The following is a 15,570-nucleotide window of genomic DNA, read 5'->3' on the forward strand; positions in this document are numbered from 1 at the left end:
GCCGGTTTTTTTGTACCTCGACGTTGCGCCTTACAGGGCAGCAGCGTTCTCGGTCAGGTAAGCCGCAACGCCTTCTGGCGAAGCGTTCATGCCTTTGTCGCCTTTTTTCCAGTTGGCAGGGCAGACTTCGCCGTGCTCTTCGTGGAATTGCAGAGCGTCGACCAGACGGATCAGCTCTTCCATGTTACGGCCCAGTGGCAGGTCGTTGATGATCTGCGAGCGAACAACGCCTTTGTCGTCGATCAGGAACGCGCCACGGAAAGCCACGCCGCCTTCGGATTCAACGTCGTAGGCTTTGGCGATGTCGTGCTTCATGTCGGCAGCCATGGTGTATTTCACCTGGCCGATGCCGCCATTGTTCACTGGGGTGTTGCGCCATGCGTTGTGAGTGAAGTGCGAGTCGATCGACACAGCGATCACTTCAACGTTGCGTGCCTTGAAGTCGGCCATGCGGTTGTCCAGAGCGATCAGCTCGGACGGGCAGACGAAGGTGAAGTCCAGTGGGTAGAAGAACACCAGGCCGTATTTGCCTTTGATGGCCGAGGACAGGGTGAAGCTGTCAACGATCTCGCCATTGCCGAGTACGGCCGGGACGGTGAAGTCAGGGGCTTGTTTGCCTACGAGTACGCTCATTGATATCTCCTGGTGTAAAAACTTGAAGTTCAGGGTCCGCGCCAGCCTGCCACCCTCAGGCGACAGCCCTGTGACACGAACCCCCTTCGCAAGGGCCGACCATCATACACTGCGAATTTGGCCTGTCCTTAACGGTTTTTCAAAGCAGACGCATAACGGTGCTGCATTTACGGGGCCAGGCAAATCGCCAGCAAATACCGTTCGTCAGTGATGGCTGTGAATCAGCAGAAGCGTTCCGAAAGCACTTTGACAATCATTCTCGTTAACATTAAGATCCATCGCAATTGAGTCACAACCAGCGACGGTTCTCACTTATGTATGTTTGTCTCTGCACTGGCGTCACCGACGGACAGATCCGCGAAGCGATCTATGAAGGTTGCTGCAGCTATAAAGAAGTCCGCCAGGCCACCGGCGTCGCCAGCCAATGCGGCAAATGTGCCTGCCTTGCCAAGGAAGTGGTCCGCGAAACCCTGACCAAGCTGCAAACGTCCCAGGCTGCGATCCCCTATCCCGTAGAATTTACTGCCGCGTAATACCCCCTATTTCAAAGAACCGGACTTATTTCCGGTTTTTTTATGCCTGAAAATCAATTGCTTAGCGTCCAGACGCGGAACACAAACATTCTTATTCCGATTAATTTTCATATATTATTCAATAACTTAGGTTTGACACTTATAAGTACGAAGCTCAAACTCTGCCGTATATACAGCGAATACAGGGCAGGACTCCGATCATGAAAGGCGACATTACAGTCATCCAGCATCTCAACAAGATCCTTGCCAATGAGCTGGTCGCGATCAATCAGTACTTCCTGCATGCGCGCATGTATGAAGATTGGGGTCTGAACAAGCTCGGCAAGCACGAATACAAAGAATCCATCGACGAGATGAAACACGCGGACAAGCTGATCAAGCGCATCCTGTTCCTCGAAGGCCTGCCGAACGTGCAGGATCTGGGCAAGCTGCACATCGGCGAGCACACCAAGGAAATGCTTGAGTGCGACCTGCGTATCGAGAAGACCGGCCACGCTGACCTGAAGACCGCGATCGCGCATTGCGAAACCGTCGGTGACTTCGGTAGCCGTGAACTGCTTGAAGACATTCTCGAATCCGAAGAAGAACATATCGACTGGCTGGAAACCCAACTGGGCCTGATCGATAAAGTAGGTCTTGAGAACTATCTGCAATCGCAGATGGGCGAAGAGTAAGCGCTGCCGCCGGCTGCGATCGCTTCAGATTGCACCGGCAACTTGCAGTAACTTTTCGAACGCACTAAAAAGCCCCGCCCTCTTTCGAGTGGCGGGGCTTTTTATTGGCTGAAGATCAGAAGATCGCAGCCTCGTTTCACTCGACAGCTCCTACACAAGCAGGAAGTGTCGGGTGAGACCCAGCCTTATCAGGCTTCGGACTTGTTCGCCGCTGCCGCTTCAACAGCCGACTTGATGGTGGTTTGCAACGAACCATCTGCAGCCATCTCGGTCATGATGTCGCTACCGCCGACCAGCTCACCGCCAACCCACAGTTGCGGGAAAGTCGGCCAGTTGGCGTACTTAGGCAGGTTGGCGCGGATTTCCGGGTTCTGCAGGATGTCCACGTACGCAAACTTTTCGCCACACGCCATCACAGCCTGTGCAGCTTTCGCGGAAAAGCCACACTGTGGGGCATTCGGCGAGCCTTTCATGTAAAGCAGAATGGTGTTGTTGGCAATCTGCTCTTTAATCGTTTCGATGATATCCATGGAGCACCTCGGCTGAACTTTCCGACTCATGGGTCGGCACGGTGACGCATTGTAACGGAATCCCGAGCGCCATGCTCGGTCTCCCCGACAGTCACGTTCAGGCCGCTGCCACCGTGACTGGCACGCCATTAAGCGCCGCGTTACCCGACAACTCATCAAGCTGGCATTCATCGGTCAGGTCATTGGCACTCGATCCGGGCTGGCCACTGGCAATCGCCATTTTCACACCTGGGCGCGCATGGCCCCAGCCGTGCGGCAAACTGACCACGCCTTTCATCATGTCCAGACTGCCGAGCACTTCCACCTCGATCTGGCCGACCCGCGAACTGACACGCACAAGCTGACCATCGTTGAGCCCACGACTGGCGAGATCATCCGGGTGCATCAGCAACTGATGACGCGGCTTGCCCTTCACCAGACGGTGATAGTTGTGCATCCACGAATTGTTGCTGCGTACGTGGCGACGGCCAATCATCAACAGTTCATCGACGGCCGGCGCCTGCAAGGCAGCGAAACGTGCAAGGTCAGCGAGAATCTCTGGCGGAGCGGCCTGCACGCGCTGATTCGGCGTTTTCAAGCGCGACGCCAGATTCGCTTTCAGCGCACCCAGATCAATCCCGTGCGGATGATCGAACAACGTCGCCAGTGACAGCTTTTGCTCAGACGCGTCGCCGTACATCCCCATACGCAGGCCCATGTCGATCATCTTCGCCGGTGGCATGGTCGGCTTCAGCTCTTTACCGGTTTTCTCGGCGAATGCCTTGGCCAGGCCGACGAAGATCTCCCAGTCATGTAAAGCGCCCTCTGGCTTGGCGAGGATCGCGCGGTTGAAGCGGGTGACGTTACGCACCGCGAACAGATTGAACGTCGTGTCGTAGTGATCGTTTTCCAGCGCCGAGGTCGACGGCAGAATCAGGTCGGCATAGCGCGTGGTTTCGTTGATGTAGAGATCGATGCTGACCATGAACTCCAGACCGTCCAGCGCCTGCTCCAGTTGCCGCCCGTTCGGCGTCGACAACACCGGGTTGCCAGCGACGGTGATCAGCGCACGAATCTGGCCCTCGCCTTCGGTAAGCATCTCTTCGGCCAGCGCCGAGACCGGTAACTCGCCGCCATACTCGGGACGCCCGGAAACGCGACTCTGCCATTTGTTGAAATGCCCGCCAGAAGTCGACGCCACCAGATCCACCGCAGGTTCGGTGCACAGTGCGCCGCCGACGCGATCAAGATTACCGGTGACCAGGTTGATCAATTGCACCACCCAGTGGCACAGGGTGCCGAAGGCTTGGGTCGAGACGCCCATCCGTCCGTAACACACCGCACTCGGCGCTGCGGCGAAGTCGCGGGCCAGTTGGCGGATCTGCTCAGCAGGCACGGCGCACAGCGGGCTCATGGCTTCAGCAGTGAAACCTGCGACGGCTGCACGCACTTCGTCCATACCATCAACCGGCAGATGACTGTCGCGGGTCAGGCCTTCACTGAACAGCGTGTTGAGCACGCCAAACAACAACGCCGCATCGCCGCCCGGGCGCACAAACAAGTGCTGATCAGCCATGGCCGCCGTCTCGCTGCGCCGTGGATCGACCACAACGACTTTACCGCCGCGCGCCTGGATTGCCTTTAAACGTTTCTCAACATCCGGCACGGTCATAATGCTGCCGTTGGACGCCAGCGGATTGCCGCCGAGGATCAGCATGAAATCGGTGTGATCGATGTCCGGAATCGGCAGCAACAAGCCGTGGCCGTACATCAAATAGCTGCTCAGGTGATGCGGCAACTGATCGACCGACGTCGCGGAGAAGCGATTACGCGTCTTCAACAACCCAAGGAAATAGTTGCTGTGGGTCATCAACCCGTAATTGTGCACGCTCGGGTTGCCCTGATAGACCGCCACTGCATTCTGCCCATGACGCTCCTGAATTGCCGCCAGTTTCTCGGCCACCAGCGTAAACGCCTCGTCCCACTCGATCGGCAGCCACTCACTGCCCACCCGGCGCATCGGCTGACGCAGACGATCCGGATCGTTCTGGATATCTTGCAGCGCCACGGCTTTGGGGCAGATATGGCCACGGCTGAAGGTGTCGAGCGAATCGCCTTTGATCGAGGTGATCGCGACGTTGCCGTCGGTTTCGGTGGTCTCTATGGTCAGACCACAAATGGCTTCACACAGGTGGCAGGCACGGTGATGGAGAGTCTTGGTCATGGCCAGTCTCTGTCTTGTTCTGGGCGGGTAATCACGCCCGCGGGAACAAAACTATGGCCCCGGGGCCGTTCAGGCGCCAGCGACGTTCGTCTTGTGAATCGACGCCTATCAGGTGAGCCGATAAACCGCCATGATCAGTTCGACGGCAACTGCGGCGGCGCGGCCAGCTGAATTTCCTGGATGGTTTCGATCTGCTCGTGGGCGACGTGCACGCCGGTGAGTTCGCCGATCAATCGCCAGTGTTCGTCGAGGCCGGCGCTGATGGTCGCCATGCGATCGATCATATGGCGACCGGCGCTCTTCACCACTTCGTCTTCGCTGCGCAGCAGTTCGAAAGACATTGAGGTGACCGACGCGGTGAGATGAGTCAGTGAGCGAGCCGTGTGGCCCAGCAATTCCATTAACAGTTTTTCTTTCGATTCCATGCGGAGGCTTCCTGCGTCGCTCGAAACTTATTTATAACCCAGCACTTTGCTTTAGCAAATGTTTCAGCCAGAGCATCCGACCAAATGATGGCATGGCGCCACGGTCGTAAACCGACCCAAGCGATACAATCCCCGCCACGCCGCATTGCCAAGCCCTGCGAGGCCAGTGTACAAAGAGTCTCGCGGCGCCTCTGAACCAGGCTGAAAATACGCGACTGCAACATCCAGTGCACCCTTCGATTCCCGCAAAAACCGTAGCCTATTGGAAAAACGCGACATTTAGTGTCAATATCGCGCCTCCCCCTATTTCGTCGCCCCGTGCGGCTTACGCCGCAGGTCTCGCCCGTTGTTCAGTTAAACAAGGCTTTGAGCATCTGCGGTTTGTAGCAAAAAGGTAGTCAATGATGAGCGCAAGGCACTTTCTCTCCCTGATGGATTGCACGCCCGAAGAGCTGGTCAGCGTGATCCGTCGAGGCGTTGAGCTCAAGGACCTGCGTAACCGCGGCGTACTGTTCGAGCCTCTGAAAAACCGCGTGCTGGGCATGATCTTCGAGAAATCCTCGACCCGCACCCGGATCTCGTTCGAGGCCGGCATGATCCAGCTCGGCGGCCAGGCGATCTTCCTGTCGCCGCGCGACACTCAACTGGGCCGTGGCGAGCCGATCGGCGACTGCGCCATCGTCATGTCGAGCATGCTCGATGCGGTGATGATCCGTACCTTTGCCCACAGCACCTTGACCGAATTCGCCGCCAACTCGCGCGTACCAGTGATCAACGGCCTGTCCGATGACCTGCATCCGTGTCAGTTGCTGGCCGACATGCAGACGTTCCTTGAGCATCGTGGCTCGATCCAGGGCAAAACCGTGGCCTGGATCGGCGACGGCAACAACATGTGCAACAGCTATATAGAAGCGGCGATCCAGTTCGACTTCCAGTTGCGCGTCGCCTGCCCGGAAGGCTACGAACCAAATCCTGAGTTCGTCGCCAAGGCCGGCGATCGCGTGACCATCGTTCGCGATCCGGCCGACGCCGTGCGCGGCGCGCACCTGGTGAGCACCGATGTCTGGACTTCGATGGGTCAGGAAGAGGAAACTGCCAAGCGCCTCAAGCTGTTCGCGCCGTTCCAGGTCAACCGTGCCCTGCTCGACCTCGCTGCCGAGGACGTGCTGTTCATGCATTGCCTGCCAGCGCACCGTGGCGAAGAAATCAGTCTCGACCTGCTTGATGACCCGCGCTCCGTCGCCTGGGATCAGGCAGAAAACCGTCTCCACGCACAGAAGGCCCTGCTCGAGTTCCTCGTCGAACCGGCATATCACCACGCATGAGCCATGAATTACTGCTGAACCTGCGCAACCTCGCTTGCGGTTATCAAGATCAACGTGTGGTGCAGAACCTCAATCTGCACCTCAACGCCGGCGACATCGGCTGCCTGCTCGGCTCGTCCGGCTGCGGAAAGACCACCACCCTGCGCGCCATCGCCGGTTTCGAACCGGTGCACGAAGGTGAGATCACCCTCGGTGGCGAAACCATTTCCAGCGCCGGTTTCACCCTGGCGCCGGAGAAACGCCGGATCGGCATGGTGTTCCAGGATTACGCGCTGTTCCCGCACCTGAGCGTCGCCGACAACATCGCCTTCGGTATTCGCAAGCATCCGAACAAGGAGCGCGTCACCGAAGAGCTGCTCGAACTGGTCAATCTGAAGAACCTTGGAAAGCGCTTCCCGCACGAGTTGTCCGGCGGCCAGCAACAGCGCGTCGCCCTCGCCCGAGCCTTGGCGCCGGAACCGCAACTGCTGCTGCTCGATGAGCCGTTCTCCAACCTCGATGGCGAACTGCGGCGCAAGCTCAGCCATGAAGTGCGCGACATCCTCAAGGCTCGTGGCACCAGTGCGATTCTGGTGACTCACGACCAGGAAGAAGCCTTTGCCGTCAGCGACCACGTTGGCGTGTTCAAGGAAGGTCGACTGGAACAGTGGGATACGCCGTACAACCTCTATCACGAGCCGGCAACGCCTTACGTGGCCAGCTTCATCGGTCAGGGTTACTTTATTCGCGGCCAGCTCGGCAGCCCGGAATCGGTGCAGACCGAACTGGGTGAGTTGCGCGGCAATCGCGCTTATACATGGCCGATTGGCGGCGCGGTGGATGTGCTGTTGCGTCCGGATGACATTGTGTATGCGCCGGACAGTGCGCTGAAAGCGCGGATTGTCGGCAAGACGTTCCTTGGCGCGTCGACGCTGTATCGTCTGCAATTGCCGACGGGCGCGCAGCTGGAATCGATCTTCCCAAGCCATGCGGATCATCAGGTTGGCGCGGAAGTGGGAATTCGTGTTGCCGCCGAACACCTGGTGTTGTTCCAGGCATCGGGCAGCACCGCCGCACAAATCCCGGCTGCGGAAAACGGCGTCCGCCGCTACAGCACCGCCCTCTGATCTGCTCTGGATCAAAACTGTGGGAGCGAGCCTGCTCGCGAATGCAATGTATCAGTCACAGATGATTTGACTGACCGACCGTATTCGCGAGCAGGCTCGCTCCCACAGTGTTTTTGGGCTAGTCCAACAACAATGTACCGCTCGCAACCAGCGTCGCATTGCCGCCAATCTTCACCCGTTCGCCCTCTAGCCGACAGAACAGCTCCCCACCCCGCGCCGAACGCTGACAGGCGGTCAGGCTCGACTTACCCAGTCGCTTCGACCAATACGGAATCAGGCTGCAATGCGTCGACCCGGTCACCGGATCCTCATTGATGCCGATCGCCGGTGCGAAATAGCGCGAGACGAAGTCGTGCTGATTACCCCGCGCCGTGACGATCGCGCCCAGCCACGGCAGCTTGGCGAGTGCAACCATGTCCGGTTTGCAATCAAGCACCGCCTGCTCCGATTCCAACACCACAAACAATTCGTTGGAGCCGAGCACATCAACGGCTTCAACGCCCAATGCGCGTTCGACATCCAGCGTCACACCAATCTCTGACGGCACAATCGAAGGGAAATCCAGCCACAAGCGGCCATCTTCACGGCTGACGCTCAATGGCCCGGACTTGCTGGTGAAGTCGATACGCTCGGCGGTTTCTTTGTAGATCTCGAACAGCACATAAGCACTGGCCAGCGTAGCATGCCCGCACAACGGCACTTCAGTGGTCGGGGTGAACCAACGAATGTGCCACGCCTGACCTTCGCGGACCAGAAACGCGGTTTCCGCCAGATTGTGTTCCGCTGCGATGTTTTGCATCAGCTCATCCGCAAGCCATGCATCCAACCGGTAAATCATCGCGGGATTGCCACTGAACGGCCGATCACTGAACGCGTCGACCTGATGAAACTCGAGCTGCATAACCTTCTCCCTAAGTCAGTCGCCAGAGCATGCAACCACGATGCGCTCAGCGCCAGTGACAGAACCGGGCAATTTTCTGCATACAGCGATAACGATTACGCGCGGCCAATGTCGGCAAATTTTGCCTGGGTATGTTCGGCGAGCACGGCCGGCGCCAATTCGACTTCCAGACCACGCCGACCGGCGCTGACATAAACAGTCGCAAAACCCTGAGCCGAGTTATCGATGAAGGTGCGCAGGCGCTTTTTCTGCCCCAACGGACTGATGCCTCCCAACAGATAACCGGTGGAGCGCTGGGCCGCCGCAGGGTCAGCCATCTCGACTTTTTTCACCCCCGCCGCATGCGCCAGACCTTTGAGATCGAGGCTTCCGACGACCGGCACCACCGCCACCAGCAACTCGCCTTTTTCGCTGGCCGCCAGCAAGGTTTTAAACACCTGCGCCGGTTCCAGTGCCAGTTTCTCTGCGGCCTCCAGCCCATAGGACGCGGCTTTGGGGTCATGTTCGTAACTGTGCACGCGATGTTCGGCACGAACTTTTTTCAACAAGTCCAACGCAGGGGTCATGGCAGCTCCAGGCTCGGCAGTGACAGAAAAATGCTGCGTCGGATTCTAGGCGATCAGCCCCCAAAAGGCTCTATCCCAAGCCACGATTCCCGTGGCTTGCAGACATTCTGCAAACACCATCGCGCGTGGACGACACAGGATCATTCACGCAACGAATAGTTTTATTGTGACCGACGGTTCACTTTCGACCTTTGACAGGTTTGTTTCTTGTCTATATTTTTTCGAATCTGAATAATGTAAGAATTATCGTCACCGCAGCACCCAGCAGTAAACCGGGAACGGAATGGGGATTCCTACCTGGTGAAAATCGCGCCCTGCCCTATCGGCAAGACGCCAGACAACAACAAAAACCGAGGTTTTCAATGACAACTGCTTTACAGCAACCAACGCTCTCGAGCCAATGCATGGCCGAGTTTCTGGGTACTGCACTACTGATCTTTTTCGGCACCGGCTGTGTTGCCGCGCTCAAAGTCGCGGGCGCCAGCTTCGGCTTGTGGGAAATCAGCATCATCTGGGGCGTCGGCGTGAGCATGGCGATCTACCTCACTGCCGGCGTTTCCGGCGCGCACCTGAACCCGGCCGTGAGCATCGCACTCGCCATTTTCGCCGACTTCGAAAAGCGCAAACTGCCGTTCTACATTCTTGCCCAGATCGCCGGCGCCTTCTGCGGAGCGCTGCTGGTTTACACGCTGTACAGCAATCTTTTCTTCGATTACGAACAAACTCACCAAATGGTTCGCGGCTCGGCCGCCAGCCTCGAGTTGGCCTCGGTGTTCTCAACCTTCCCGAATCCGGTACTGTCGACCGCGCAGGCATTCCTCGTCGAGATGATCATCACCGCAATCCTGATGGGCGTGATCATGGCCCTGACCGATGACAATAATGGCCTGCCAAGAGGCCCGATGGCGCCGCTGCTGATCGGCTTGCTGATCGCGGTGATCGGCAGTTCGATGGGCCCGCTGACCGGTTTTGCGATGAACCCGGCACGTGACTTCGGTCCGAAACTGATGACTTTCTTTACTGGCTGGGGTGAAATTTCCTTCACTGGCGGCCGCGATATTCCGTACTTCCTGATTCCGATTTTTGCACCGATTGTCGGTGCCTGCCTCGGCGCTGCCGGGTATCGCGGGCTCATCGCCCGTCACCTGACCGGCGCCACACCTGCTACAAAGGATGCAGAACCGGCCATTGACGGCAAACCAAGAACTTCTTGAAACAGTCGGCGCAGGCTCCTGCCCAATAGAGCCTGTGCCACGGCCCACTCTCCCTTATTTCGTCCAAGGCAATCGACATGACCGACATTCAGAATAAGAACTACATCATTGCCCTCGATCAGGGTACGACCAGCTCTCGCGCGATCATTTTCGACCGCGATGCGAACGTGGTCTGCACCGCGCAGCGCGAGTTCGCTCAGCATTACCCTCAGGCCGGCTGGGTCGAACACGATCCGATGGAAATATTCGCAACACAAAGCGCGGTGATGGTTGAAGCGCTGGCCCAGGCCGGTCTGCACCACGACCAGGTCGCCGCCATCGGCATCACCAACCAGCGCGAAACCACCGTGGTCTGGGACAAGACCACCGGCCGCCCGGTGTACAACGCCATTGTCTGGCAGTGCCGCCGCAGCACCGAGATCTGCCAGCAGCTCAAGCGCGACGGTCACGAAGAGTACATCCGCGACAACACCGGCCTGGTCACCGACCCGTACTTTTCCGGCACCAAACTGAAGTGGATCCTCGACAACGTCGAAGGCAGCCGCGAGCGTGCGCGCAACGGCGAACTGCTGTTCGGCACCGTCGATAGCTGGCTGATCTGGAAATTCACCGGCGGCAAGGTACACGTCACCGACTACACCAACGCCTCGCGCACCATGCTCTTCAACATTCACTCGCTGGAGTGGGATTCGAAGATGCTGGAAATCCTCGACATTCCGCGTGAAATGCTCCCTGAAGTGAAGGCTTCTTCGGAAATCTACGGTCGCACCAAGAGCGGCATCGCCATCGGTGGTATCGCTGGCGACCAGCAGGCTGCTCTGTTCGGTCAGATGTGCGTCGAGCCGGGCCAGGCGAAAAACACCTACGGCACTGGCTGCTTCCTGCTGATGAACACCGGCGACAAAGCGGTGAAATCCCAGCACGGCATGCTCACCACCATCGCCTGCGGTCCGCGTGGCGAAGTCGCTTACGCGCTTGAAGGCGCGGTGTTCAACGGCGGTTCGACCGTACAGTGGCTGCGCGATGAACTGAAGATCATCAACGACGCCCACGACACCGAATACTTCGCCAATAAAGTGAAGGACAGCAACGGCGTGTACCTGGTGCCGGCGTTCACAGGTTTAGGCGCTCCATACTGGGACCCGTATGCCCGTGGCGCGCTGTTCGGCCTGACGCGCGGTGTTCGCGTCGACCACATCATCCGCGCCGCGCTGGAATCGATCGCCTATCAGACCCGCGACGTGCTCGACGCCATGCAACAGGACTCCGGCGAACGCCTCAAGGCCCTGCGTGTGGACGGCGGTGCGGTAGCGAACAACTTCCTCATGCAGTTCCAGGCCGACATCCTCGGCACGCAGGTTGAGCGCCCGCAAATGCGCGAAACCACGGCACTCGGTGCGGCATATCTGGCCGGTCTGGCGTGCGGTTTCTGGGGCAGCCTGGAAGAACTGCGCGGCAAAGCGGTAATCGAGCGCGAGTTCGAACCGAGCCTGGACGAAGTCGAAAAAGAGAAGTTGTACAAAGGCTGGAAAAAAGCCGTCAGCCGTACCCGTGACTGGGCGCGTGAAGACGCTGAATAAGCCAACCTGAGTACTCGTATCTGTATGTAACTGGTAGGGAGCGGATTCCTGCGGCATCATGGGCAAATTTTGCACGGCAGCCCAAAGGAAGCCCCATGAATCTGCCTCCCCGTCAGCAGCAAATCCTCGAGCTGGTCCGCGAACGCGGCTATGTGAGCATCGAGGAAATGGCCACGCTGTTCGTTGTAACCCCGCAAACCATCCGCCGCGATATCAATCAGCTCGCGGAAGCCAATCTGCTGCGTCGCTACCATGGCGGTGCTGCCTACGATTCCAGCGTCGAAAACACTGCCTATGCGATGCGCGCCGATCAGATGCGCGATGAAAAACAACGCATCGGTGAAGCCATCGCCGCACAGATACCCGATCACGCCTCGCTGTTCATCAACATCGGCACGACCACCGAATCGATTGCCCGCGCCCTGCTCAATCACAATCACCTGAAGATCATCACCAACAACCTGCACGTAGCGTCAATGCTCAGTGCCAAGGATGATTTCGATGTACTGCTGACCGGCGGTAATGTTCGTCGTGATGGCGGCGTGGTCGGCCAGGCCAGTGTGGATTTCATCAATCAGTTCAAGGTTGATTTCGCCCTGGTCGGGATCAGCGGTATTGATGAAGATGGCAGCTTGCTGGATTTCGATTATCAGGAAGTGCGGGTTTCGCAGGCGATCATTGCCAATGCACGACAGGTGATTCTGGCGGCGGATTCGAGCAAGTTCGGGCGTAATGCGATGATCCGGTTGGGGCCAATCAGTCTGATTGATTGCCTGGTGACCGATCAGCAGCCAGTGCCGGCGCTGGCGCAGTTGTTGAGTCAGCACAAGATTCGTCTGGAAGTCGTTTAACCCCCCAAGATCAAAAGATCGCAGCCTTCGGCAGCTCCTACAGGTGAAGTGACCCCATGTAGAAGCTGCCGAAGGCTCGGGCCGCGATCGGACGATCTTTTGCTTTTAATGTTCGAAAATTTTCTTTTAACCGCCCTTCGATGAGTTTTTTCAATCGAACGTGACTGGCTGCGCGCGTGTTTATGGGCTACCATTTTCGCAAATGAACATTCATGTTCGATTTCCAATATAGAAAATCAAAAGAACCCGAGGCCAGCCGATGTCCACCTCTACCTTGCGTACGCCCCCAATCTCCGAGATCTACGATATCGCCGTTATCGGCGGCGGGATCAATGGCGTGGGGATCGCAGCGGATGCCGCCGGTCGCGGGCTTTCGGTGTTCCTTTGTGAGAAAGACGATCTGGCCAGCCACACCTCGTCGGCCAGCAGCAAGCTGATCCACGGTGGCCTGCGCTACCTCGAACATTATGAATTCCGTCTGGTGCGTGAAGCGCTGGCCGAACGCGAAGTGCTGCTGGCCAAGGCGCCGCACATCGTCAAACCGATGCGCTTCGTGCTGCCGCACCGTCCGCACCTGCGCCCGGCGTGGATGATCCGTGCCGGCCTGTTCCTCTACGACAACCTTGGCAAGCGCGAAAAACTGCCAGGTTCGAAAAGCCTGAAGTTCGGCGCCGACAGCGCGCTGAAAAGCGAAATCAAGAAAGGCTTCGAATACTCCGACTGCTGGGTCGATGATGCTCGTTTGGTCGTTCTGAACGCCATGGCCGCCCGCGAAAAAGGCGCCCACGTGCACACTCAGACCCGTTGCGTCAGCGCCCGCCGTGCCAAGGGCCTGTGGCACCTGAACCTGGAACGTGTCGATGGCAGCCTGTTTTCGATCACCGCCAAAGCGCTGGTGAACGCCGCCGGCCCGTGGGTCGCCAAGTTCATTCGTGATGACCTGAAGATGGAGTCGCCGTACGGCATCCGCCTGATTCAGGGCAGCCACATCATCGTGCCGAAGCTGTATGAAGGCGATCACGCGCACATTCTGCAAAACGAAGATCAGCGCATCGTTTTCACCATTCCGTACCTGAACAACCACTTCACCCTGATCGGCACCACCGATCGTGAATACACCGGTGATCCGGCGAAAGTGGCAATCACCGACGCCGAAACCGACTACCTGTTGAAAGTGGTCAACGCGCACTTCAAAAAGCAGATCAGCCGTGACGACATCCAGCACAGTTACTCGGGTGTACGCCCACTGTGCAACGACGAATCCGACAACCCGTCGGCTGTCACCCGCGATTACACCCTGGCCTTGTCGGCTGGCGGCGAAGAAGCGCCACTACTGTCGGTATTCGGCGGCAAGCTGACCACCTACCGCAAACTCGCTGAGTCGGCGATGGCGCAGTTGCTGCCGTTCTTCACCCAGATGCGCCCGAGCTGGACAGCCACCGCTACCCTGCCCGGCGGCGAAGACATGACCACGCCACAGGCTTTGTGCGCGCAGATTCGCGACAAGTTCGACTTCGTGCCGACCGAGATCGCTCGTCGCTGGTCCACCACCTACGGCAGCCGCACCTGGCGCATGCTTGAAGGTGTGGAAACCCTGGCGGACATGGGCGAGCACCTGGGCGGCGGGCTCTACACCCGTGAAGTCGATTACCTGTGCAGCGAAGAGTGGGCAACCACGGCGCACGACATTCTGTGGCGGCGCAGCAAACTCGGTTTGTTCACCACACCGGCAGAGCAGGAAAAACTGGCGGCGTATCTGGGCAAGGTTGAACAGAACCGCAAGATCGAAGCGGCCTGATTTTAGGTCGTCGCTTAAACGAAAGCCCCTGAATTGAGAGATTCAGGGGCTTTTTGTTGTGCCAATGAGATCCAGCCCCCCTCACCCCAGCCCTCTCCCCCAAGGGGCGAGGGGGAAAGGGAGCAGATCGGGGCTCGCTCAAATACCGCGCAGGGAAAAAGGAGCCGATCGAGGGCTTTTCCAATCCTGAGGTCGACTCGATATTCCAGGTCGGCGTAACTTGCAAGAGCAACACTATCAGTCCCCTCTCCTACTGGGCGGTCCGACGTTTCGGGAGGGTTAGGGTGAGGGGCTTTTGGGCCGTTATCACTGCGCCAAATGCAACAACAGAAAATCAATGAACGCCCGCGACTTGTGCGGCAGATGCGGGGTGTTGGGAAAAACGACATTGATCGACTGCGAAGGCAGCGAATACTCCGGCAGCAAGCGCACCAGACGCCCGGCGGCAATGTCATCTGCCACCACCCATGCCGGCAGAACCGACACGCCCAGCGACGACAACGTCATCGAGCGAATCGCCGTCGACGAGTTCGATTCGAAGTGGCTGGTACCGCCGACCTCGACGCCCTGCCCTGACCCATGACGTAATGTCCACTGGGTCGGCGCCTGCAAATTGCTGTTGGCGATCCACGGCACGCTGTTCAGATCCTGCGGTTCCCGCACCGGATACCGGGCGAGAAATGCCTCGGTGGCCACCAGCACGATTTCATAATCGGCCAACTTGCGACTCTTGAATGCCGAATCCGCCAAGTTGCCCAGACGAATCACCAGATCAAGCTTTTCCGCCACCAGATCATTCAACGAAGAGTTGAAGTTGTAGCACAGGCGAATTTCCGGATAACGCTCGGAGAACAGTGGGATCAACGGCAAAATATACTTTTCACCGTATTCACTGGTTGAACTAATCCGCAACTTTCCGGAGACCCGATTATTACCTTTCAGAACATTATCGAAGGCATTGTCGATGTCCGCGACAATCCCCTTGAACTCCTCATAAAACTCCTGACCTATTTCGGTCAGCGATATATTGCGAGTATTGCGGATCAACAGCGTTGCCGACAAAACTTCTTCCAGCGCCTTGACATGCAGGCTGGCCATGGCTTTGCTGATACTCAGATAATTTGCAGCTTTGGTATAAGAACCAAAATCCACCACCGCAAGGAACGTCTGAACCCGATTAAGATGAGAATGCATGGCGCTATGGCTCACTGTTAAATCCTGTCAAACATTG

At 57.8% G+C, this 15,570-nt stretch carries 15 protein-coding genes; 8 read left to right on the forward strand and 7 right to left on the reverse strand.

Going from position 1 to position 15,570, the window contains the following annotated elements; genetic code table 11:
• Window positions 1-30: 30 nt before the first annotated feature.
• Window positions 31-633: a peroxiredoxin gene (locus PspR84_RS22960; RefSeq protein ID WP_003227723.1), complete on the reverse strand. Its 603-nt coding sequence runs from the start codon at window positions 631-633 to the stop codon at window positions 31-33.
• Between the two features lie 314 nt (window positions 634-947).
• Here PspR84_RS22960 and PspR84_RS22965 point away from each other — a divergent pair, with 314 nt between their 5' ends.
• Together PspR84_RS22965 and bfr are read left to right on the forward strand one after the other, a co-directional pair.
• Window positions 948-1,166: a bacterioferritin-associated ferredoxin gene (locus PspR84_RS22965; protein ID WP_160059245.1), complete on the forward strand. Its 219-nt coding sequence runs from the start codon at window positions 948-950 to the stop codon at window positions 1,164-1,166.
• A 200-nt stretch (window positions 1,167-1,366) separates the two neighbouring features.
• Window positions 1,367-1,840 (forward strand): bacterioferritin, encoded by a 474-nt coding sequence (bfr, locus tag PspR84_RS22970; protein ID WP_007916671.1) that lies wholly within the window; start codon window positions 1,367-1,369, stop codon window positions 1,838-1,840.
• Between the two features lie 188 nt (window positions 1,841-2,028).
• On the opposite strand, the gene grxD is transcribed toward bfr, so the two are convergent.
• The 3 genes from grxD to PspR84_RS22985 form a co-directional block, all read right to left on the reverse strand.
• Window positions 2,029-2,370, reverse strand: a complete 342-nt coding sequence (gene grxD / locus PspR84_RS22975) for a Grx4 family monothiol glutaredoxin (RefSeq protein ID WP_007916674.1) — start codon at window positions 2,368-2,370, stop codon at window positions 2,029-2,031.
• Between the two features lie 97 nt (window positions 2,371-2,467).
• On the reverse strand, window positions 2,468-4,573 hold the full coding sequence (locus PspR84_RS22980) for a molybdopterin oxidoreductase family protein (protein WP_160059246.1): 2,106 nt from the start codon (window positions 4,571-4,573) through the stop codon (window positions 2,468-2,470).
• 134 nt (window positions 4,574-4,707) lie between these two features.
• Window positions 4,708-4,998 (reverse strand): hypothetical protein, encoded by a 291-nt coding sequence (locus PspR84_RS22985; RefSeq protein ID WP_016986650.1) that lies wholly within the window; start codon window positions 4,996-4,998, stop codon window positions 4,708-4,710.
• 404 nt (window positions 4,999-5,402) lie between these two features.
• On the opposite strand from PspR84_RS22985, the gene argF reads away from it, so the two are divergent.
• Window positions 5,403-6,323, forward strand: a complete 921-nt coding sequence (gene argF, locus PspR84_RS22990) for an ornithine carbamoyltransferase (protein ID WP_042704963.1) — start codon at window positions 5,403-5,405, stop codon at window positions 6,321-6,323.
• The gene (locus PspR84_RS22995; protein ID WP_160059247.1) at window positions 6,320-7,429 is read left to right on the forward strand and encodes an ABC transporter ATP-binding protein; all 1,110 of its coding nucleotides are present in this window, start codon (window positions 6,320-6,322) and stop codon (window positions 7,427-7,429) included. The genes argF and PspR84_RS22995 overlap by 4 nt, the downstream gene beginning before the upstream one ends.
• A gap of 118 nt (window positions 7,430-7,547) precedes the next feature.
• Here the strand turns inward: PspR84_RS22995 and PspR84_RS23000 are convergent, their stop codons facing one another.
• On the reverse strand, window positions 7,548-8,330 hold the full coding sequence (locus tag PspR84_RS23000) for a PhzF family phenazine biosynthesis protein (RefSeq protein WP_160059248.1): 783 nt from the start codon (window positions 8,328-8,330) through the stop codon (window positions 7,548-7,550).
• A 95-nt stretch (window positions 8,331-8,425) separates the two neighbouring features.
• Window positions 8,426-8,896: a Cys-tRNA(Pro) deacylase gene (ybaK, locus tag PspR84_RS23005; RefSeq protein WP_160059249.1), complete on the reverse strand. Its 471-nt coding sequence runs from the start codon at window positions 8,894-8,896 to the stop codon at window positions 8,426-8,428.
• Window positions 8,897-9,258: 362 nt separating this feature from the next.
• On the opposite strand from ybaK, the gene PspR84_RS23010 reads away from it, so the two are divergent.
• The 4 genes from PspR84_RS23010 to glpD all read left to right on the forward strand — a co-directional run bounded on the left by PspR84_RS23010 (window position 9,259) and on the right by glpD (window position 14,339).
• Window positions 9,259-10,110, forward strand: a complete 852-nt coding sequence (locus PspR84_RS23010; protein WP_141128446.1) for an MIP/aquaporin family protein — start codon at window positions 9,259-9,261, stop codon at window positions 10,108-10,110.
• 77 nt (window positions 10,111-10,187) lie between these two features.
• The gene (glpK, locus tag PspR84_RS23015) at window positions 10,188-11,690 is read left to right on the forward strand and encodes a glycerol kinase GlpK (RefSeq protein WP_007916698.1); all 1,503 of its coding nucleotides are present in this window, start codon (window positions 10,188-10,190) and stop codon (window positions 11,688-11,690) included.
• Window positions 11,691-11,785: 95 nt separating this feature from the next.
• Complete coding sequence (locus PspR84_RS23020) at window positions 11,786-12,541, forward strand: DeoR/GlpR family transcriptional regulator (RefSeq protein WP_007916700.1); 756 nt, start codon at window positions 11,786-11,788, stop codon at window positions 12,539-12,541.
• Between the two features lie 259 nt (window positions 12,542-12,800).
• Entirely contained in the window at window positions 12,801-14,339 is a 1,539-nt protein-coding gene (gene glpD / locus PspR84_RS23025; protein WP_160059250.1) for a glycerol-3-phosphate dehydrogenase, read from the forward strand.
• A 306-nt stretch (window positions 14,340-14,645) separates the two neighbouring features.
• Here glpD and PspR84_RS23030 read toward each other — a convergent pair whose 3' ends face one another.
• Window positions 14,646-15,533, reverse strand: a complete 888-nt coding sequence (locus tag PspR84_RS23030) for a LysR family transcriptional regulator (RefSeq protein ID WP_160059251.1) — start codon at window positions 15,531-15,533, stop codon at window positions 14,646-14,648.
• Between the last annotated feature and the right edge of the window lie 37 nt (window positions 15,534-15,570).

Origin of the sequence: Pseudomonas sp. R84, from assembly GCF_009834515.1 — a bacterium.
In the GTDB taxonomy this organism is placed as follows: domain Bacteria; phylum Pseudomonadota; class Gammaproteobacteria; order Pseudomonadales; family Pseudomonadaceae; genus Aquipseudomonas.

Bases quoted from the DNA above. Each gene is read 5' to 3' on its own strand.
- PspR84_RS22960 (WP_003227723.1), bottom strand. From the start codon at position 633: ATGAGCGTACTCGTAGGCAAACAAGCCCCTGACTTCACCGTCCCGGCC.
- PspR84_RS22965 (WP_160059245.1), top strand. From the start codon at position 948: ATGTATGTTTGTCTCTGCACTGGCGTCACCGACGGACAGATCCGCGAA.
- bfr (WP_007916671.1), top strand. From the start codon at position 1,367: ATGAAAGGCGACATTACAGTCATCCAGCATCTCAACAAGATCCTTGCC.
- grxD (WP_007916674.1), bottom strand. From the start codon at position 2,370: ATGGATATCATCGAAACGATTAAAGAGCAGATTGCCAACAACACCATT.
- PspR84_RS22980 (WP_160059246.1), bottom strand. From the start codon at position 4,573: ATGACCAAGACTCTCCATCACCGTGCCTGCCACCTGTGTGAAGCCATT.
- PspR84_RS22985 (WP_016986650.1), bottom strand. From the start codon at position 4,998: ATGGAATCGAAAGAAAAACTGTTAATGGAATTGCTGGGCCACACGGCT.
- argF (WP_042704963.1), top strand. From the start codon at position 5,403: ATGAGCGCAAGGCACTTTCTCTCCCTGATGGATTGCACGCCCGAAGAG.
- PspR84_RS22995 (WP_160059247.1), top strand. From the start codon at position 6,320: ATGAGCCATGAATTACTGCTGAACCTGCGCAACCTCGCTTGCGGTTAT.
- PspR84_RS23000 (WP_160059248.1), bottom strand. From the start codon at position 8,330: ATGCAGCTCGAGTTTCATCAGGTCGACGCGTTCAGTGATCGGCCGTTC.
- ybaK (WP_160059249.1), bottom strand. From the start codon at position 8,896: ATGACCCCTGCGTTGGACTTGTTGAAAAAAGTTCGTGCCGAACATCGC.
- PspR84_RS23010 (WP_141128446.1), top strand. From the start codon at position 9,259: ATGACAACTGCTTTACAGCAACCAACGCTCTCGAGCCAATGCATGGCC.
- glpK (WP_007916698.1), top strand. From the start codon at position 10,188: ATGACCGACATTCAGAATAAGAACTACATCATTGCCCTCGATCAGGGT.
- PspR84_RS23020 (WP_007916700.1), top strand. From the start codon at position 11,786: ATGAATCTGCCTCCCCGTCAGCAGCAAATCCTCGAGCTGGTCCGCGAA.
- glpD (WP_160059250.1), top strand. From the start codon at position 12,801: ATGTCCACCTCTACCTTGCGTACGCCCCCAATCTCCGAGATCTACGAT.
- PspR84_RS23030 (WP_160059251.1), bottom strand. From the start codon at position 15,533: ATGCATTCTCATCTTAATCGGGTTCAGACGTTCCTTGCGGTGGTGGAT.